Here is a 19,125-nt window from a genome sequence, read left to right on the forward strand (position 1 = left end):
GACTACCCCTCCGGCCAGGGATCGCCCACCTTTGCCGGGCCTGTCGCGGATGACTGGTCACTGCGGTAGATCTGGGCACAGCTCCTCAAGATCGGCCCACAACTGCGTCGACTCCTCCTCGGCACCGAGTCGACGTGCCGCCTGGGCCCGAGCCCGCATGGCACGGATGAGTCCCTGATTGGGCAGATGCTGCCACAGCAGGGTGTCGCCGGGTTGCCAGCCAGCCTCCTCCAGCAGCTGCTTGCCCAGGAACACACCTGTGCTTGCGTAGGAGTAGGCAGCCATGTCGGAACTCTCACTGCCCGTGAGCAGCGCACCCTCGGCCAGCAGCGCCCACACCAGAGGCGAGTTCAGATGGTCCTTCGCAACGTCGTTGAAGTGCTCTCTGCCTTGGGCGGACAACGCCGAGATCACCGCCGAGTCGGCGAGCACGACGTCCTCGTCGGCGTTCTCCTGATCGGGAGCGGACACGTCACTGGGGTCTTTGGCCATGGGTCCTAGCCTATGCCGATCCGGCTACGCGCGGGAGCGTGGGCCGAGAAGCCCCACCAGATCAGCATGAACTGTCAGCACGTCCTGCCGCGCCACGACGAATGAGTCCGACGACGAACACGACTACACTTGGGTGGGGATGCCTTTTTCGTGCATGCCTTTGCCTACCCGTCGACCGACCGGAGATTTTTCATGCCCGTTCGCAATGATCTGCGCAATATCGCCATTGTGGCCCACGTCGACCACGGAAAGACGACCCTCGTCGATGCAATGTTGTGGCAGTCCGGCGCATTCCGCGAGGGTGCCGACGTCGACACGCGCGTCATGGACTCGATGGACCTCGAGCGTGAGAAGGGCATCACCATCCTGGCCAAGAACACGGCGGTCACCCATCGCATGAGCGATGACGAGGAGATCACCTTCAACATCATCGACACCCCTGGTCACGCCGACTTCGGCGGTGAGGTCGAACGCGGCCTGGAGATGGTCGACGGCGTCATCCTGCTCGTCGACTCGTCCGAGGGGCCCCTGCCCCAGACCCGTTTCGTCCTGCGCAAGGCCCTCGCGAAGAAACTCCCCCTCATCCTCGTCATCAACAAGGTGGATCGCTCCGATGCCCGGATCGACGAGGTCGTCGAGGAGACCTACGACCTGTTCATGGATCTGTCGGAGGACGAGGACGCCTCCCTGCTCGACGTGCCGGTCGTCTACGCCTCCGCCAAGGCCGGCCGGGCCTCGATGACCAAGCCGGCCGACGGCGAGATGCCCGACTCCCCCGACCTGCAGCCCCTCTTCGACTGCATCGTCGAGAACATCCCGGCTCCCAGCTACGAGGAGAACGGGGTGCTCCAGGCACACGTCACCAACCTCGACGCCTCGCCGTACCTGGGGCGTCTGGCGTTGTGCCGCGTCGTGTCCGGGCAGTTGCGCAAGGGAGAGATGGTCGCCTGGTGTCGCCGGGACGGATCGGTGCAGAACGTACGGCTGGCCGAACTCCTCAAGACCGAGGCCCTGGAACGGGTGCCGGCAGAGTCTGCGGGGCCCGGTGACATCGTCGCCATCGCCGGTATCCCGGAGATCACCATCGGTGAGACCCTCTCCGACCCGGAGAACCCCACGCCCCTGCCGCTCATTCACGTTGACGAGCCGTCGATGGCCATGACGTTCGGCATCAACACCTCGCCGCTGTCGGGGCGTTCCGGCGACAAGCTCACTGCACGCCTGCTCAAGGCCCGCCTGGACCAGGAGCTCATCGGCAATGTCTCGATCCTCGTCAACTCCACCGATCGCCCGGACCAGTGGGAGGTGCAGGGACGCGGTGAGCTGCAGCTCACCGTTCTGGTGGAGCTCATGCGTCGAGAGGGTTTCGAACTCACGGTGGGCAAGCCGCAGGTGGTCACCCGCGAGATCAACGGCAGGCTCCACGAGCCCTTCGAGCGGGTCACCGTGGACGCCCCCGAGGAATTCATGGGCACCGTCACCCAGATGATGGGGTTGCGCAAGGGCCAGATGATGCATATGGTCAACCACGGTTCGGGCTGGGTGCGCATGGAGTTCGTCGTGCCGGCCCGTGGCCTCATCGGTTTCCGCACCGAGTTCCTCACCCAGACTCGCGGTCAGGGCATCATGAACCAGGTCTTCGAGGACTACCAGCCGTGGGTGGGGGAGCTGCGCACCCGTCAGACCGGCTCCATGGTGGCCGACCGTCAGGGAACCGTCACCAGCTACGCCCTGTTCAACCTGCAGGAGCGCGGCACGATGTTCGTCTCCCCGGGTGAGGACACCTACGAGGGCATGGTCGTCGGCGAGAATTCCCGTCCCGATGACATGGACGTCAATCCCACCAAGGAGAAGCATCTCACCAACGTGCGTTCCTCCACTGGTGACGAACTGGAACGACTCATCCCAGCAACGAAGATGTCCATGGAGCAGCAGCTGGAATTCTGCCGTGAGGACGAGTGCCTCGAAGTGACCCCGGACATGGTGCGCATTCGCAAGGTGGAGCTCAACGCCCACGAACGGGCCAAGGCTCGCACCCGTGCCAAGAAGGCCTGAAGCACACCGTACCGACTGAGAAAAGTTCTCATTCCTTACGCCACCAGCGTAAACCGCGACGACCAGGCCGTTCACAGGAAGACGCTCACGTGCCGGTTGAGTGGTGGGGCAGTATGAAACGTCTGCACCACCACCTCGCCGTCCCAGATGGTGTTTCTGGGCGACACTGGTATTAATCTGTGCCAGTCAGATCCGTGCCCAGCATGCACGGCAGCTGCCCCTCATCACCCCTATCCTCGAGGTCAACCATGACATTGTCACGAACCCTCGCAGCTGGAGCACTGTCGACAGTGCTCCTCCTGAGTGTGGCACCTCTGCAGGCCCATGCAGATCCTGCAGCCACGTCAGGCACCCCTACTCCAACCCTGTACAGCGCGCCAGCCACGACCGGACACTCTGCCGAGCCCACCGATTCCTCCACGGCGAGCCCGGAGAGCTCCGACCGCCAGCTCGAGGAGTCAACCGGGACTCCCGCCCCTCCCCAGCGAGCCGCCCAACCGACTGCAACTGCCCAGCCCTCGACGCCCCCACAGAAGGGGGTCGTCTACCTGAATGCCGACGCCAACGTCTACGACCTCGCCGGCAAGAAGATCGCCCGATCTCACGTTGGCGATCGCATCGGTTCCTACGGACGCAACGGCAAAAGCAACTGGTGGATCGTCAACTACCGTGGTACGCAGGCCAGAATCGACGTCAAATACATCTCTGGAAAGCCTGTCGCCAAGTACCGCAACCACTTGGTCTGGATCACCAACAACAGTTACGTCTACGACCGTACATCGATGTCTTCGACGAAAGTTGCCTCGATCAACCGCGGGAAGTACGTCGGCACCCGCGGCCCCGCCCAGGGCGGATGGTGGCCGGTGAATTACCGCGGCCGGGATGCCTGGATCCCCAAGGTCGTCCTCAGCACCTCCGAGATCCCCGCCAAAACCGTCGTGTATGCCACCAAAAATGTTGCCGTGAAGGCCACTGCATCGTCATCGTCCAAGACGGTGGGAACCATTCGTCGTGGCGCCTACGTCGGGATGCGCGACATGCCCCGTGGTGGGTGGACCCCCGTCTGGTTCCGAGGAACGCAGGGATGGGTCCCCAACAATGCCATCTCCCGATCCAAACCCACCAACAAGCACGTGGACTCTCGTTGTCTGAAAGGCGCCAAGGTGGCCTGCGCCAGCAAGGCTGACCGCAAACTGCGTTACATGGAGAACGGCAAGGTCATCGCCGAGTTCGATGCACGCTTCGGTGCTCCTGGCACCCAGACCCGAAATGGCGTCTTCAAGGTGTACATGAAGCACCAGAACCACTACTCGACGATCTACCACGTCACGATGCCGTACGCGATGTTCTTCGACGGTGGTGAGGCCATCCACTACTCCGCCGACTTCGCCCGCTACGGCTGGGCCCGCGGCTCGGGTGGCTGCATCAATGTGCGCGACATGAACGCGGCCCGCTGGTTGTGGAACAAGATTCCCGTCGGCACGAAGGTCGTCGTCTACTGATCGCGTCTGCGTCTGCACGTGTGACGAGCTGTCACCCGTGAATGACCTGGGGGTCTGCCGAGAGGCAGGCCCCCAATGTTTTTTCAGCACCACAAGTACCTGTCCCCGAGAACCTGTCCGAGTCTCGACCTCTCAGGCCCCTCTGCGTCAGGACAGGTGCTTGACCCCCTCTGGAAGCCGAACCTGGTCGGTGGGGGCCTCGTCGTCCTCAACTCCCCGGCTGGAGACCTTGTCGAAGAGGATCTTCACCGTCTGGATGAGGATCTTGACGTCCATGAGCAGGGAGTACTGCTTGATGTAGATGAGGTCGAAGTTCAGCTTGGCCGAGAAGTCCGAGGCGTACTTCCCGTACACCTGGGCATAGCCAGTGAGCCCGGCGCGCACCGAGTGACGCAGATGATAGTGCGGATTCTGCTGCTCGAACTGCTCGACGAAGAATGGCCGCTCCGGACGCGGACCCACCATCGACATGTCTCCCACCAGGACATTGAAGAGCTGAGGCAGTTCGTCGATGCGCAGGCTTCGCAGATACTTGCCGACCGGGGTGACACGCGGGTCATGGGAGGTGGCCAGCATGGGTCCGGACTCCTTCTCGGCGCTCGCCGACATGGAGCGGAACTTGAGGATGTTGAACTCCTTGCCACCACGAGTGACGCGGGTCTGACGATAGAAGACCGGGCCATGCGACGTTGCCTTGACGAGGATGGCCGTGATGAGCATGACTGGCGAGGCAAGGATGAGCCCGACAAGGGCGATGAGGATGTCGGACAGCCGTTTGAAGACGTCCAGCTCGGCCGGGATGCGGAACGGGCTCACGGCGATGATGGCCTCGTCCTCGATACTCATGATGGTCGGGTTGACCAGCAGCAGATGCTCGAAACTCGTGGACAGGAAGATCTCCTTGTCCTCCCGCAGCAACAAGTCGTAGATGGCAAGCCGATCCTCATCGGGCAGGTCGTCGGAGACGTGCACGGTGTCGAACTCGTCGAGATGGTCGCGAATCTGCTCCAGGTAGCTGCCGTCCACCACATGGGTGAGACGGTGCCGTGAACTGCGGTTGGAGAGGAAGTTGACCACCGAGCGATTGAGCTCCTCGGCAGGGCCCACGATCATGACCCGTTTGACGCCCCGCAACTTCTGATAGGTCTTGAACTCGAGAAGACGCCACAGCCCCAGCAGGACCGTGCTCACCGCGAAGTTGATGAGCAGCACCGATCGGGGGAACGCGAACCACCGTCCGACGAAGGTCAGCGCCATGATGAGGATCGTCACCAGGGCTTGGTCGACGACAGTGATGACCGCGATGTCAAGCAACGTCTTGTTGTACAGCACATACATACCAGATAGCGCATTGACAAGGAGAAACGCGATGATCCCGGTGACCATGGCGGCCTTGGCGTCATTGAGGTTTCGTGCGGGGATGGTGAACCCGAAACGCAGGTAGAACGACAGATACATTCCACCGATGAACACGCAGACGTCCGCCAGAGCCGTCAACAGTTTCTGGGTTCGGCTGAACTCGACCTTGGACGACACTCAAAACTCCTTCACATGTCCCATTCGACGGCTCCAGCAACCGGAATCACAGTTGTGGACGTACATGCAGCCCCACCTCGGGATCCACCAGAATGGTCTGACTGGCTGCAACACCATCGACGGTGGGTACCGCGTCCACGGAAACATTGCGCTTGAGCAGCGCCAAACCTACCGGACCGAGTTCGTGATGCATGGCAACGCCACCGAGCTGCCCCACTTTTCGTCCCTCCAGAATCACCGAGGCTCCCGGATCAGGCAGTTCGGCGTCGGACCCGTCAAGCATGAGCATGGTGAGACGCCGTGGCGGACGGCCCAGATTGTGCACTCGCGCCACGGTTTCCTGACCGCGGTAACACCCCTTGTCGAGGTGCGTGGCGTACAACCCGATCTCGTTGGGGATGGTGCGCGCATCGGTGTCGAGGCCGATGCGCGGGATGCCGGAAGCGATCCGCGTGGCCTCCCAGGCGAGCACACCCACCGGTTCGGTGTCGACGTGGTTGCCGAACTGCACTGTCTGAGGATCGGCACGCTCACCCATCGGGACGATGAATTCCGTTCCCCCGGCGATCTGCGAGGTCAACCGGGCAACCACGTCACCCTGATCGGTTGCCACGTCTGCCCCGGTCCACACCACGGCAAGATCTGCGTGTCGGCGCACCTGCACGCGCATCATGAATCGCATCGAGTCGAGCCAGGCGACGAGATCGTCACCACGGCCCGGTTCGGTCCAGGCCCAGAGGGTGGTGCCGTCATCGACTGCGTGCATGACGTGCTCGATGTGCCCCTGGGGATCGAGAATCAGCGCAGTCGTCGTCTCGGCCGGCTGCAGGTTCTCCAGATGCTGGGTGGTGAGTGAGTGCAGCCAGGTGAGTCGATCCGGCCCACTCACCGAGAACACCTCTCGGTTCGTCAGGGCCAACCACCCGGCGCCGTCCTCGATGTGACGCTGCTCGACATTGGGGTTCCCGACGTGCGAGACGAGTCCGGCGTCCGGTCCGTCGGTGAGGAGTACCGGCATGTCAGGCCCTCTTGAGTTGCGCCCACATGTAGGGCTTGAGGGCGTCCCCCTCCACGGAACGGTCAAAGGTCCACAGGAGATCCGAGTTCACCTGCCCGTAGAGCCGTTGTCCGGCGGTGTAGGCCACCGAGGCATCATCGGCACGCACCACGGTGTCGGTGCGCATCTCGATCTTGGCCCCGTCGATCGAGCCGGACCACAGCTCCGACCAGCCCTCCTGCGCCGTCATGACGACGGTGAGGCTCTTGGAGTCCACCCGCGGACGCCAGTACCCGGTCTCCATGCGTAGCGGACGTGCCGGGGTGCCGTCAGGGTTCTTGTGGTAGGTCTGGCAGATGTAGTGTAGGAAATCCCCACCGTTCTCGGTGAAATCGATCTGACAACCGAATTCGAACTGGGTGCCATCGGTCTCGGCACCATGCCCGTCACCTTCCCAGTGGCCAATCATCCAGGCCAGGGGCATGAGATCGCGATTCAGATCGTCGGGAATGTGAAAGACCATGAGTCCTCTACTGCTCTACTTCTTGACATGACGTCACCGCCTGCCACGTCGGCAGAACGCGGTGATGACCCACGACCCCAATGTCACAGCAGTCCCCAGACACAGCGCTACGAGCACGACGAGATCGGTGATGGCCACCCATCAAGTCTACGGGATCAACAAGGAACTCCCACGTCTCATCGCCCACAGCGCTGGAAATCCAGCGTAGGATGTGTGCTCGTACCAACGAACCACCGACACCGTTCGCGTTGTCGGGACGGTGGGACCGAACCGCCGGCCCCGTAACCCAAGGACCGACCCCTGCAAGCAGCGGACCGACCTCGGATCAGGGCAACCTCCGATCAGCAGGTGCAGTCCGAGGGGCCGTACGTCCCATTCCACTTCACCCGGGCAATCGCCGCACCCAGGTGATCCACCACGAGGAGACCATGCGCGTCGTCATCCAGCGAGCCGCCAGTGCCGATGTCACTGTGGACGGTGACGTCGTCGGCGAACTGACCTCGCCCGGGCTGCTCGTTCTGGCTGGCATCACCCACACCGACACCTCGGACGTTGTCGAGAAGGTCGCACGAAAGATCTGGAGCCTACGCATCCTCGACGAGGAGAGGTCCGCCAGTGACACTGACGCCCCGATCCTCGTCGTGAGCCAGTTCACGCTCTACGCTGCCACCCGGAAAGGACGCCGCCCCTCCTGGAGCGCGGCGGCTCCCGGCCCGGTCTCCGAACCGCTCGTCGATCATCTGGTGCAATGCCTGCGAGACCTTGGCGCGCACGTGGAAACCGGAAGGTTCGGGGCAGACATGAAGGTCCACCTGGTCAATGACGGGCCCGTCACCATCATCATCGACTCCGACAACTGGGACTGACGGGCCACGCCCTCGGCAAACGACCGAGGGGGTTGGCGACGAGCTACTTGGCGGCCAACACGGCGACCTGGGACAGCAGCACCGCGTCCCTGCTCGCCATGTCCTCCCCCGGCAGCGTGGAGTCGATGATCGTCATGACGATGCCACCATGCACCCGGGTGGGAGCGATCATGACGGTCTGGAACGTCTGGGAGTCATCGGTGAGATCCTGGATGAACCATTCGCCGTCGGGAAGGTCCCACCGCACCTTGAGCACTCGACGGTACTGGGGATACAGATCCACCCCATCCGTCTTCTTGGCATAGCCATTGATGAGTCCCACTCCCACCACCGATGTACCGTCCGGCACCTTGAGGGTGATCTTCTGCCCGTTCGCCGAGCCGTCACATCGCCAGGCGGTCTGGGAGGATCCGTCAACCAGATTGGCCGGCTGGTAAGTCACCAGCCCCCCCTTGATGCCACCGCGTGGATCGGCTGTGCAGGTGGCGCTCGCCGTGATCGACGTCACTGGTCTGCTCTGCCCGGTGTAGGGGGCAGGGGCGTCCGTGACATTGTCCGCCGGTACGGAGACGACGGAGTCCGGTGCTCCGGAGTCGATGCCGGACGACCTGACCACGACAGTACCCACCAGGACCCCCACCGCCAGAGCGAGCAGGACCCAGAGCATCCACCCACGGCGAAAGGCCCGGGTGGCACTGGACGGTGAAGCCTGGTCCATCCGGTGACCGACGACCACGGATCGTCCACCCTGCTCGTCACGATCCAGATGAACCCGGCCGTGTGTCTCCAGGTCCTTGGCACGGCGGGAGAACCTGCGATACCTGTTCCTCTCCCCCTGCTCAGAACTGGCGTGCTGCTCGTCCTCGTCCGGCTGCTCATGGGAACCGGGACGAAACCAGTCGTCGGGCAGGTCCTTCATCACACCTCCGATGGTACTCACGCCCGGCCTGATCCCCATCCTCATCGCTGGGGCCTGATCCCCATCACCAGGGAAGACCATGGTTCGGAAATTGTGGAATGGGTCGGCTCATCGAGCTGGCAGCTGCACAGTCACCCGAAGGGTTGGCACAATGTCCGTGCAGTCGTGTTCTGGTCAACTGGCGAGGAGGAACCCGTGGCGCGGATCGCGTTCTTCACCCATGAGACCACTCCATCACCCGACGCCCTGACCCTGCTCGACCATGAGATCGAACTACTGCCACTGGACCCAGCAACGACACCACCCACCGGAACCAGGTCGGTACGTGGGTCCATGGCGGGTCGTGGTGCCACGACATCCGCTGACGCCTCAGCCGCTGGCAGCGCGACGCCAGGAGCCGACTCCGGCGCTCCCGGCCCCAGCTCCATCAGCCTGGCCACGGCAGCAGACCTCGCCCTCGTCGATTATCGGACTGCCCCTGGTGATGCCCGTCAGATGTGCGCCAGAATGGCTGCCGCTGGCCTGCGCAGACCGATCGTCGCGCTGGTACCTCAGGAAGCCCTGCCGATGCTCAGCCCCCAGTGGGGTGTCGACGACTTCCTCGTCGAGACTGCCAGCCCCCTCGAGATGGATGCTCGGATCAGGTTCATCCTGACTGGCCCCGACGACTCACTCGTCACTGCGGGACCATTCGTCATCGACGAGGACGGGTACACCGCGACGGTGGGCGGCATGAGCCTCGACCTCACGTACACCGAGTTCGAACTGTTGAAGTTCCTCGTGGCCAATCCCGGTCGGGTACTCAGTCGTGAGGTACTGCTGTCACAGGTGTGGGGCTACGACTACTACGGTGGAACACGTACCGTCGACGTCCACATCCGCAGACTGCGCGCAAAGATCGGTCCGGAGTTCGAGGGGCACATCCACACCGTCCGGTCGGTGGGGTACCGGTTCCAGGTCAATCGCTGACCCCCAGGGACCTTGCCCCACTTCGGGAGCACCGACTGGGCTCACACAGCTGGGGCGACGAGGCCGACCACGGAGCCCGGTGGTCACACGACATCGAGTGGCACAGAACAGGTAGATTGGTGCCGACACGTTTTCCACGAACTGATTCCGCCGAGAGAGGTGCACATGGCCCACCAGAAGGCATACCCGCCCGCGCATGACGCACAGGCGGATGCTGATCTGCCACGTCAACGCTACAGCGATCGTGAACTGTCCTGGTTGGCGTTCAACCGGCGTGTGCTCGACCTCGCCGCCGATGACGAGCGCGTCCCGCTGATCGAGCGTGCGAAGTTCCTGGCCATCTTCTCCTCCAATCTCGACGAGTTCTTCATGGTGCGCGTCGCCGGGCTCAAACGTCGTATCGACGCTGGTGTCGCCGTGCCCACCGTCACCGGACAGATGCCACGTGACCTTCACGAGTCGATACTGGAGCGCACCCATGAGCTGGTCGCCGAGCAGGCTCGTATCTTCAACGACGACGTGCGTCCCGGGCTGGTGAGCGAGGGCATTCACATCGTCCGTTGGGTCGATCTCGGTGACGAGGAGAAGACGCGGATGCGCGCCCTCTTCGCCGAACGCATCTTCCCCGTACTGACCCCGCTGGCAGTCGACCCCTCGCACCCGTTCCCCTACATCCGCGGGCTGTCGATCAACCTTGCCGTCATGCTGCGCAACCCGACCACCGGCCTGCAGCAGTTCGCGCGCATCAAGGTGCCCTCGGTGCTGCCACGTCTGGTGAGCCTCGGACAGGGCCGTTTCCTGCCACTGGAGGAGGTCATCAGTCGTCACCTGGACCAGGTGTTCACCGGTATGGACGTCCTGCAGCACACAACCTTCCGCGTCACCCGAAATGAGGATCTCGAGGTTGAGGAGGACGACGCCGAGAACCTCCTCTTCGCCCTGGAGAAGGAGCTGCTGCGCCGCAACGTCGGGCGTCCACCAGTACGTCTGGAGGTGCAGGACGACATCCAGGACGACATGCTCGACCTACTGGTACGGGAACTCGGCATTCACGACAACGAGGTGTTCCGACTCCCCGCACCACTGGATCTCACCGGCCTGTTCTCCCTGGCCGACGTCGACCGTGACGACCTCAAGTACCCCAACTTCCTACCGATCACCCATCCCCACCTGGCCGAGGTGGAGACGTCCCAGCCCGCTGACATGTTCGCGGCGATCCGGCGACGCGATGTTCTCGTCCAGCATCCCTACGACTCCTTCGCCACAAGTGTGCAACGGTTCATCGAGCAGGCGGCTGCCGATCCCCAGGTGCTCGCCATCAAGCAGACGCTGTACCGCACCTCCGGCGACTCCCCCATCATCGACGCCCTGGTGGAGGCCGCCGAGGCCGGCAAGCAGGTGCTCGCCGTCGTGGAGATCAAGGCCCGATTCGACGAGCAGGCCAATATCGCCTGGGCCCGGGTGCTGGAGCGAGCCGGGGTGCACGTCGTCTACGGCATGGTTGGCCTCAAGACCCACTGCAAGCTCTCAATGGTCATTCGCGACGAGGGGGACGGGCTGCGTCGCTACGCCCACGTCGGGACCGGCAACTACAACCCCAAGACGGCCCGTCAGTACGAGGACTTCGGCCTGCTCACCAGCAATCCGATCATCACCGACGATGTCGCCCGACTCTTCAACCACCTGTCGGGCATGACGGCCGAGAAACGCTATCGTCGACTTCTGGTGGCCCCCGAGGGGATCCGCAACGGCATCATCGACGCCATCAACCATGAGATGGCGAACAAGGAGGCCGGCAGGCCAGCTCGCGTGCGCATCAAGGTGAACTCCATCGTCGACGAGCGGATCATCGATGCCCTGTACCGCGCCTCCCATGCCGGCGTGCCGGTGGATCTGTGGGTTCGCGGTATCTGCGCCATCAAGCCGGGCATCCCCGGACTCAGCGAGAACATTCGGGTGCGTTCGATCCTCGGCCGATTCCTCGAACACTCCCGAATATTCTGGTTCGAGAACGGCGGTTCGCCCATCGTGGCCATTGGCTCGGCAGACCTCATGCACCGCAACCTGGACCGGCGAGTCGAATCGCTGGTGGGGCTGTCCAACCGCACCCACGTCGCCGAGATCGACGACCTGTTCAACCTCGCCTTCGACGAGAACACCGTCTCCTGGCAACTCACCGGCGACACCTGGACCCAGGTGTCGCGTGACTCGGAGGGCAATCCCCTCACCGATCTGCAGGAGGAGCTCATCCGTCGTACCAGGATGCGGAGAAAATGAGTCACCGCAAACCGATTCGGGCAGCTGGTGCCGTCGTGCTGCGTACCCGAACAGACGGCACCCGTGAGGTGCTTGTCGTGCACCGTCCCCGGTACCGGGACATCACCCTGCCGAAGGGCAAGCAGCACAGGAATGAGCCACTGCCGTTGACGGCAGTGCGTGAGGTGGCCGAGGAGACCGGCTGCCGGATTCGGCTGGGAGTGCCGCTCCAACCGGTCGAGTACTCGATTCGCAAGGTGGGGCCGAAGGTGGTCTCGTGGTGGATCGGCGAGGCGCTCGAGGAACAGGGACACTCCCCCGACGATGAGGTTGACGAGGTCCTCTGGCTCCCGGTGGACAGGGCAGATGATCTGCTCACCTATCCCTCGGAGCTCCAGGTGCTCGAGGAGGCGCTGTCGGTCCCCCTACCGACGACGACGATCGTCGTGGTGCGCCACGGCAAGGCCGTGAGCCGCAAGGAGTGGGCCGCCGGAACAAGCAGGAAACATCGCGACGATGCCAGACGCCCTCTCGACCGGCGCGGGAAACGGCAGGCCGAGGCCCTCCCCCAGATTCTCAACTGTTACGCAGTGCACCGACTGGTGAGTTCCAGCGCTGCCCGATGCGTGCAGACCCTCACCCCCTACGCCAAACAGATCGGGGTCGACGTCCGAGCAGACGATGAGCTCACCGAGGAGGTCCACGCCGAGGCCCCGGACCGCACCGATGACCAGATGCGCCGCATCGTCGCCGACGCGCTGAACGACCCCGCCCACCCAGTGGCCATCTGTGGGCATCGGCCGGTACTACCACTCATGAATCATGCCCTGGAGGTCGTCTACCATCCCATGTCAACAGCGGAGTGCCTCATCGTTCACCTGGACAGGGACGGAAAATCACTTGCCGAGGAACGACTCGACTCGATCATCTGAGCCCTGAAACACGTGTGCCATGTCGCGAGCAGTTCCTGCTGGCTGCCGATCCATCTGTACGGCAATGAGATGCCCGAGCCATCTCACCAGCTGCCGGACAGCGCAACGAGAGGGCCGTTTTGTTCATTTTCCGTTCACCTACGCTAGGTAATTCGGACACTTCGCTCTTCTAGCCTTGTTGCTGCCCGAGGTCTGGGAAGTCGACCTCGACGCGGAAATCCTGTTCCCCCTAGCTTTCAAGGAATTCCAGTGACGAACCGTCTTGCTAAGCTCACCGTCCTCGCCCTGTCGAGCGCCGTTGTCCTCACCGGCTGTGGCAGCAACAAGGATGACAACTCCTCGAGCGACGCCAGCTCCCAGGCCGCGACGAGCGCTGCCTCCGCTGAGTCCAAGAGCACTGCCGACCCGGCCTCCTTCAAGCCGGCCTGCCCCGCAGGCACCCTCAACGGCGCCGGCTCCTCGGCCCAGGCCAACGCCATCAACCAGGTGATCCAGGACTACGCAGCTGCCTGTCCCAAGACCAAGATCAACTACACTCCGTCAGGTTCGGGTGCCGGCATCGAGTCCTTCATCGGCAAGCAGGTGGACTTCGCTGGTTCCGACTCCGCTCTCAACCCCGACAAGGGCGAGGTCGACAAGGCCAAGGCCACCTGCGGTGCCGACGCCTGGCACCTGCCTCTCGCAGCTGGCCCCATTGCCGTCGTCTACAACGTCGACGGTGTCAGCAAGCTGAACCTCAAGACCGAGACTCTGGCCAAGATCTTCGCCGGTCAGATCAAGAAGTGGGACGACGACGCCATCAAGGCCGACAACCCCGATGCCAAGCTCCCCTCGGAGAACATCTCCGTGTACTACCGCGCCGACAAGTCGGGCACCACCGACAACTTCACCAAGTTCCTCAACAAGGCCGCCGGTGACGTCTGGACCGAGAAGCACTCCAAGGAGTGGAAGGGCACCGGCAAGGGCGCTGACAAGTCCGCTGGCGTGACCCAGGCCGTCAAGGACAACAAGAACTCCATCTCCTACACCGAGTGGAGCTACGCCACCAAGAACAACCTCAACATGGCTGCCATCGACAACGGCAACGGCCCGGTCGAGCTCACCGGTGAGAGCGCTGGCAAGGCCGTCTCGGCTGCCAAGACCGCTGGCGAGGGCAACGACCTCCAGCTCGAGATGCAGTACAAGAACACGCCCAAGGACGTGTACCCCGCTGTTCTGGTGACTTACGAGATTGCCTGCTCCTCCGGCAACAAGAACGCCGACGTCCTCAAGGACTTCCTCTCCTTCTACGCCTCCCAGGACGAGCAGAAGAAGATTCAGGACCTGGGCTACGCCCCGCTGCCCACCGACGTCTCCAAGAAGGCTCTGGACTCCGCCCAGGCCATCTCCTGACTTCCAGGTCGTCAAGCCTTGGTGCAACGCGACCCACATTGCAAGTCGTCACTGTCGTGACGTGACGACCCCAGTTGCGGGAGGGCGAATCGATCAGGGTTCGTCCTCCCGTTCATGCTGAACTGAAGGAAACACATGGTTCCCCCTGCCACTCACAACGACGCCACGCCAGGTGAGCGTCCTTCGCGTGTCAGCGACAATGGTTCACCCACCCATGACTCCGCTGCCATCAGCGCAGCATCGAAGATGAAACCCGTCTCCCGGGTGGGCGACCGCATCTTCTCCGGAGTGTCGTCAACGATTGCCGTCCTGCTGGCCATTCTGGTCCTGGTCATTCTGGCGTTCCTCGTCTGGCATGCAGTTCCCGCCCTGTCGGACAACTCGGAAAACTTCTTCACCAGCCGCAAATGGGCAACGGGCGAGTCCCCGCAGGAGTTCGGTATCGCCGCCCTGCTGTGGACGACGCTCATCTCCTCCCTCCTGGCCCTACTGCTGGCCGTGCCCCTCGCCGTGGGCATCGCCCTGTTCATCACCCAGATGGCCACCAAGAAACTCGCCGGGCCGGTGGCATTCCTCGTCGACCTGCTGGCTGCCGTACCGTCCATCGTGTACGGCCTGTGGGGCGGGATCGTCCTGGGGTCCTCGGCGATCGAGAACTGGCTCATGAAGATCAACCAGGCGATTCTGGGGTGGATCCCCATCTGGAAACCGGTCGCCGGCTGGGAGAATCCGAGCGGTACCGTCTTCCTCGCCTCCCAGGTGCTCGCAATCATGATCCTGCCGATCATCACTGCCGTGAGCCGAGACGTCATGAGCCAGACCCCCCGCGACCAGGTCGAGGCCGCCCTCGCCCTGGGCTCCACCCGCTGGGAGGTCATCAAGCTCGCCGTACTGCCCCATTCCAAGTCAGGCATCATCTCAGGCTCCATGCTTGGTCTGGGACGCGCGCTGGGTGAGACCCTGGCCGTGACGTTGATCCTGCAGACCATCAGTCCGATGGAACTGAGTCAGGGCCTCAATCCGTCGATCTTCACCGGTGGCGAGACCTTTGCCTCGAAGATCGCACGTGACTTCGCCGAGGCGACCAACGACCCGATGGCCTTGGGCGCCCTCATCTCTGCAGCCCTGGCGTTGTTCGTCATCACCTTCATCGTCAACGCCGCAGCGCGGCTCATCGCTGAGAGAGGAGTGAAGAAGTGAGCACCCAAGCCCCCCAGGTGGAGGAGACCCTGGATCTCTCACGTCCCTCAGGATCACGCACCACCAAGAACGGTGTCGTCTCCGGATTCATGATCCTCGCCACTGCCCTGGCCATCGTGCCCCTGGCATGGCTACTCGCCTCAGCCCTGCATCGCGGTCTCGGACCGATCCTGCACGCCTCATGGTGGGCCAACACCATGGACCCAAGCCTCGACGTGGCCAAGCAGGGTGCCCTGCATGCCATCGTCGGCACCTTGGTCATCGGTCTCATCACCTCGGTGATCTCGATCCCCATCGCCCTGCTCACCGCCATCTTCCTGGTGGAGTACGCCCGTGGCACCAAACTCGCCCGCGTCATCAGCTTCGCGGTCGACGTGCTCACCGGCGTTCCCTCGATCGTCGCGGCCCTGTTCATCTACGCCGTGATCGTCTCGACATTCCACGGCACGCAGTCGGCATGGGCGGCGTCCCTCGCCCTGGTGATCCTCATGGTTCCCACCGTGCTGCGCTCCACCGAGGAGATGCTCAAACTGGTACCGGACTCCCTTCGTGAGGCGTCCTACGCGCTTGGTGTCTCCAAGTGGCGCACGATCTTCAACGTGGTGCTGCCGACCTCGATCTCCGGTGTGCTCACCGGCATCGTGCTCGGCCTGGCCCGGGTGCTCGGTGAGACTGCCCCGCTCATGGTGCTGGTGCAGTACAACACCACCTTTGCGGACGGCCCCGGATCACCGAACTTCGCCACGATCCCGACGATCATCACCGACGCCTACACCCGTGGCGGCGTCAACACCCCCAGCGTGTGGGGTGCTGCCGTCACCCTCATCATCCTGGTGATGGGGTTGAACCTCATCGCCCGAGCCGTCTCTCGCCGGTACCTGCGCCGGATGGGCAAGTGACAGAAAGCGAGCTGAACATCAATGGCAAAGCGCATCGAGGCCAAGGACCTCAACATCTACTACGGCGACTTCCACGCCGTGGAATCGGTGAACTTCACCGTCGAACCGCGAACCGTCACCGCCTTCATCGGCCCGTCGGGCTGTGGCAAGTCCACCGTGCTGCGCACCCTCAACCGTATGCACGAGGTCATTGCCGGCGCCCACTGCACCGGCCAGGTGCTGCTGGACGGTGTCGACCTGTATGGCAAGGGAGTCGACCCGGTGGCGGTACGTCGCAACATCGGCATGGTGTTCCAGCGAGCCAACCCGTTCCCCGCCATGTCCATTCGTGACAATGTCGTGGCCGGGCTGAAGCTCAACGGCGTCAAGGACAAGAAGCTGCTCGACGAGACCGCTGAGCGTGCCCTGCGCGGATCGAACCTGTGGGACGAGGTGAAGGACCGTCTGGACCGCTCCGGTGCGTCCCTGTCCGGCGGCCAGCAGCAGCGTCTGTGCATCGCCCGTGCCATTGCCGTTGAGCCCGAGGTGCTCCTCATGGATGAGCCCTGCTCCGCGCTCGACCCCATCTCCACCCTCGCCATCGAGGACCTCGTCGGCGAGCTCAAGGAGCGGTTCACCGTGGTCATCGTCACCCACAACATGCAGCAGGCAGCCCGCGTCTCCGACCAGACCGCGTTCTTCAACCTGCGCGCCCAAGGTGAGCCTGGCCACTTGGTCGAGATCGACAACACCGACAAGATCTTCTCCAACCCGTCGGAGAAGGCCACCGAGGACTACATCTCGGGCCGCTTCGGCTGATTGGCGCGATTCCCGACCAGCCCAGACCGTGTCAGTTTCGAGCCGTCACCCGGTGGTGACGGCTCGAACTGTGTGCCCGGCAGTCCTCACCGATCCCGCTGCTGGAGCAATCCCCCACATGGCTGGCAGACGGACCGGCGACTGATCTGTCCGCGAACGGGGGTGACAGGTGCACCAAGCCTTGTCTGACGAAGTGACTCGTGCTGTGGGGCGGGTGGGGCACCGTGAGGCACCTGCGTGGTGGGCTCACCACGTGCAGTGGATGGGACGTTCTCGAGGAGGCAGACCAGCTCGCGTCAGTCCGCCTGCTCGGCGCGCTCAGCCAGTCCCAGCAACGCATTCTCCACGACCTCGGTGAGCGCCGGATGGATCCAGTACTGACCACGAGCCATCTGTCGTGCCCCAATACCGAGACTCATCATGGTGATGAACGACTGCAGCAGGATCGACGCCTGGGGGCCGATGACGTGCGCACCGAGGATGCGTCCGGTACCTGGCTCACCGAGCAGTTTGACGCAGTGCCCCTGGTCCTCCAGGGCCCAGCCATAGGCGACGTCGGAATACTCCTGGACGAAGGACACGTGGTCCACACCGTCCTGACGCAGCTGACGCTCGGTGGCACCCACCGAGGCCACCTGCGGATTGCTGAACACGGCGTGCGGGACGAATCGTTCGTCGGAACTCACGAGATCCTCGGGGTGAAGCAGGTTGTGTGCCACGACACGGGCCTGGGCATTGGCGACGTGTTTGAGTCTCCAGTGGGAGCAGACATCACCCAGGGCCCAGATGTGCGGCACACTGGTGCGCTGGTGCTCGTCGGCGATGACGAAACCATCGTCGTCCACCTCCACACCTGCGGCCGCCACATTGAGCCGATCCGTGTTGGGGATGCGCCCGGTGGCGTTGAGGACGAGGTCGGCCGGGTAGTCGTACGACACGCCGTTCTCGTCAACGGTCTGGACGACGAGATGATCACCCGCATCGACGTCGATGGCCGTGACCTGCTCACTCATCCGTAGCGACGCCACCTTGGCGAACTCACGGGTGAAACGCTCGGAGATCTCGGTGTCCTCCTTGCGCAGCATGAGACCGGAGCGATTGATGATCGTCACCTTGGTTCCCAGGGCCGAGAAGACGTGGGCGAATTCTGCAGCGATGAACCCAGCACCCAGGATGATGAGACGTTCCGGCTGCTCGGACACCCGCATCACCTGGTCGGAGGTGACAATGCGTTCGGCCCACCGCGAGTCATCTATGCCAGGCACGTGCGGCACCCGGGGACGTGATCCGGCTGCCAGGACGATCTGATCGGCAGAGATCGTCGTCTTGCCCACCCGCAGGGTGTGCTCGTCGACGAAACTGGCCTCGGCATCGAAAAAGGTGAGATTGGGTTGATCGCGAAACCGCTGCCGCCCTGACAACGAGATCGGATCGATGCGACCAAAAATGCGGTCGCGGATGGAACGCCAGTCGGCACCGGTGAACTCCAGATCCACGCCAAGCCGGTGTGCCTGGTCCGTGCTGGAGGCGAACTCCGCCGGAACCACATACATCTTGGACGGGATGCATCCCGTGTTGAGGCAGGTGCCACCGAAGGTACCGGAATCGATGAGGGCGATCCTCCGGTCTGCGAACTCGTCTCCCGGAATGGTGTTGCCAGATCCGCTTCCGATGATCGCGATGTCGAAGTGCTCCATGTTCCAAGTCTCGCACGCGCGGGTGACATGGTCGAGGACTTCCCGCTCAGCAGCCAGGTGCATGTCGTTCCAAGGTATGGTGCCGAGGCACT

General features: G+C 63.2%; 16 protein-coding genes. 10 read left to right on the top strand and 6 right to left on the bottom strand.

The genetic code is table 11. From position 1 onward, the window contains the following. Nucleotides 1-57: 57 nt before the first annotated feature. Nucleotides 58-492, bottom strand: a complete 435-nt coding sequence (locus ACP8JZ_RS07975; protein WP_306517944.1) for a DUF3151 family protein — start codon at nt 490-492, stop codon at nt 58-60. Between the two features lie 192 nt (nt 493-684). On the opposite strand from ACP8JZ_RS07975, the gene typA reads away from it, so the two are divergent. Together typA and ACP8JZ_RS07985 are read left to right on the top strand one after the other, a co-directional pair. Beyond that, the gene (gene typA, locus ACP8JZ_RS07980; RefSeq protein ID WP_306517942.1) at nt 685-2,547 is read left to right on the top strand and encodes a translational GTPase TypA; all 1,863 of its coding nucleotides are present in this window, start codon (nt 685-687) and stop codon (nt 2,545-2,547) included. Nucleotides 2,548-2,795: 248 nt separating this feature from the next. Beyond that, nucleotides 2,796-4,049 (top strand): L,D-transpeptidase family protein, encoded by a 1,254-nt coding sequence (locus ACP8JZ_RS07985; protein WP_484482380.1) that lies wholly within the window; start codon nt 2,796-2,798, stop codon nt 4,047-4,049. Nucleotides 4,050-4,196: 147 nt separating this feature from the next. Here ACP8JZ_RS07985 and ACP8JZ_RS07990 read toward each other — a convergent pair whose 3' ends face one another. Genes ACP8JZ_RS07990 through ACP8JZ_RS08000 form a run of 3 tightly spaced genes read right to left on the bottom strand, consistent with a single transcriptional unit; the run spans nt 4,197 to nt 7,105 of the window. After that, nucleotides 4,197-5,585 (bottom strand): sugar transferase, encoded by a 1,389-nt coding sequence (locus ACP8JZ_RS07990; RefSeq protein ID WP_306517655.1) that lies wholly within the window; start codon nt 5,583-5,585, stop codon nt 4,197-4,199. A 46-nt stretch (nt 5,586-5,631) separates the two neighbouring features. Further along, nucleotides 5,632-6,603 carry a CAF17-like 4Fe-4S cluster assembly/insertion protein YgfZ gene (gene ygfZ, locus ACP8JZ_RS07995; protein ID WP_306517656.1) on the bottom strand — a complete coding sequence of 324 codons (972 nt, stop codon included), beginning with the start codon at nt 6,601-6,603 and terminating at the stop codon, nt 5,632-5,634. Nucleotide 6,604: 1 nt separating this feature from the next. Next, nucleotides 6,605-7,105, bottom strand: a complete 501-nt coding sequence (locus ACP8JZ_RS08000; RefSeq protein WP_021104114.1) for a nitrobindin family protein — start codon at nt 7,103-7,105, stop codon at nt 6,605-6,607. A gap of 428 nt (nt 7,106-7,533) precedes the next feature. Between ACP8JZ_RS08000 and dtd the strand changes: the two genes are divergently transcribed. Continuing rightward, the gene (dtd, locus tag ACP8JZ_RS08005) at nt 7,534-7,971 is read left to right on the top strand and encodes a D-aminoacyl-tRNA deacylase (protein ID WP_021105097.1); all 438 of its coding nucleotides are present in this window, start codon (nt 7,534-7,536) and stop codon (nt 7,969-7,971) included. 43 nt (nt 7,972-8,014) lie between these two features. Here the strand turns inward: dtd and ACP8JZ_RS08010 are convergent, their stop codons facing one another. Beyond that, nucleotides 8,015-8,911, bottom strand: a complete 897-nt coding sequence (locus ACP8JZ_RS08010) for an NADase-type glycan-binding domain-containing protein (RefSeq protein ID WP_306517657.1) — start codon at nt 8,909-8,911, stop codon at nt 8,015-8,017. A gap of 174 nt (nt 8,912-9,085) precedes the next feature. Here ACP8JZ_RS08010 and ACP8JZ_RS08015 point away from each other — a divergent pair, with 174 nt between their 5' ends. The 7 genes from ACP8JZ_RS08015 to pstB all read left to right on the top strand — a co-directional run bounded on the left by ACP8JZ_RS08015 (nt 9,086) and on the right by pstB (nt 17,336). Beyond that, a complete protein-coding gene (locus tag ACP8JZ_RS08015; RefSeq protein WP_306517658.1) occupies nt 9,086-9,859 on the top strand; it encodes a winged helix-turn-helix transcriptional regulator in 774 nt (257 codons plus the stop codon). 165 nt (nt 9,860-10,024) lie between these two features. Further along, nucleotides 10,025-12,136, top strand: a complete 2,112-nt coding sequence (locus tag ACP8JZ_RS08020) for an RNA degradosome polyphosphate kinase (RefSeq protein WP_023034442.1) — start codon at nt 10,025-10,027, stop codon at nt 12,134-12,136. Continuing rightward, on the top strand, nt 12,133-13,047 hold the full coding sequence (locus ACP8JZ_RS08025; RefSeq protein ID WP_484482381.1) for an NUDIX hydrolase: 915 nt from the start codon (nt 12,133-12,135) through the stop codon (nt 13,045-13,047). The genes ACP8JZ_RS08020 and ACP8JZ_RS08025 overlap by 4 nt, the downstream gene beginning before the upstream one ends. A 249-nt stretch (nt 13,048-13,296) precedes the next feature. Further along, nucleotides 13,297-14,439 carry a phosphate ABC transporter substrate-binding protein PstS gene (gene pstS / locus ACP8JZ_RS08030; protein ID WP_023034444.1) on the top strand — a complete coding sequence of 381 codons (1,143 nt, stop codon included), beginning with the start codon at nt 13,297-13,299 and terminating at the stop codon, nt 14,437-14,439. A gap of 246 nt (nt 14,440-14,685) precedes the next feature. Further along, on the top strand, nt 14,686-15,639 hold the full coding sequence (gene pstC, locus ACP8JZ_RS08035) for a phosphate ABC transporter permease subunit PstC (protein WP_306517675.1): 954 nt from the start codon (nt 14,686-14,688) through the stop codon (nt 15,637-15,639). Further along, nucleotides 15,636-16,538 carry a phosphate ABC transporter permease PstA gene (gene pstA, locus ACP8JZ_RS08040; RefSeq protein WP_023034446.1) on the top strand — a complete coding sequence of 301 codons (903 nt, stop codon included), beginning with the start codon at nt 15,636-15,638 and terminating at the stop codon, nt 16,536-16,538. The genes pstC and pstA overlap by 4 nt, the downstream gene beginning before the upstream one ends. Nucleotides 16,539-16,559: 21 nt before the next feature. After that, entirely contained in the window at nt 16,560-17,336 is a 777-nt protein-coding gene (gene pstB / locus ACP8JZ_RS08045) for a phosphate ABC transporter ATP-binding protein PstB (RefSeq protein ID WP_021104101.1), read from the top strand. 296 nt (nt 17,337-17,632) lie between these two features. On the opposite strand, the gene ACP8JZ_RS08050 is transcribed toward pstB, so the two are convergent. Beyond that, nucleotides 17,633-19,033, bottom strand: coding sequence for a mycothione reductase (locus ACP8JZ_RS08050; RefSeq protein WP_023034448.1), 1,401 nt, complete (start codon nt 19,031-19,033; stop codon nt 17,633-17,635). Between the last annotated feature and the right edge of the window lie 92 nt (nt 19,034-19,125).

It is taken from the genome of Cutibacterium sp. LaCa_286 (assembly GCF_057198075.1).

Bases quoted from the DNA above. Each gene is read 5' to 3' on its own strand.
- ACP8JZ_RS07975 (WP_306517944.1), bottom strand. From the start codon at position 492: ATGGCCAAAGACCCCAGTGACGTGTCCGCTCCCGATCAGGAGAACGCC.
- typA (WP_306517942.1), top strand. From the start codon at position 685: ATGCCCGTTCGCAATGATCTGCGCAATATCGCCATTGTGGCCCACGTC.
- ACP8JZ_RS08050 (WP_023034448.1), bottom strand. From the start codon at position 19,033: ATGGAGCACTTCGACATCGCGATCATCGGAAGCGGATCTGGCAACACC.
- ygfZ (WP_306517656.1), bottom strand. From the start codon at position 6,603: ATGCCGGTACTCCTCACCGACGGACCGGACGCCGGACTCGTCTCGCAC.
- dtd (WP_021105097.1), top strand. From the start codon at position 7,534: ATGCGCGTCGTCATCCAGCGAGCCGCCAGTGCCGATGTCACTGTGGAC.
- ACP8JZ_RS08025 (WP_484482381.1), top strand. From the start codon at position 12,133: ATGAGTCACCGCAAACCGATTCGGGCAGCTGGTGCCGTCGTGCTGCGT.
- ACP8JZ_RS08000 (WP_021104114.1), bottom strand. From the start codon at position 7,105: ATGGTCTTTCACATTCCCGACGATCTGAATCGCGATCTCATGCCCCTG.
- ACP8JZ_RS07985 (WP_484482380.1), top strand. From the start codon at position 2,796: ATGACATTGTCACGAACCCTCGCAGCTGGAGCACTGTCGACAGTGCTC.
- ACP8JZ_RS08020 (WP_023034442.1), top strand. From the start codon at position 10,025: ATGGCCCACCAGAAGGCATACCCGCCCGCGCATGACGCACAGGCGGAT.
- pstB (WP_021104101.1), top strand. From the start codon at position 16,560: ATGGCAAAGCGCATCGAGGCCAAGGACCTCAACATCTACTACGGCGAC.
- pstC (WP_306517675.1), top strand. From the start codon at position 14,686: ATGAAACCCGTCTCCCGGGTGGGCGACCGCATCTTCTCCGGAGTGTCG.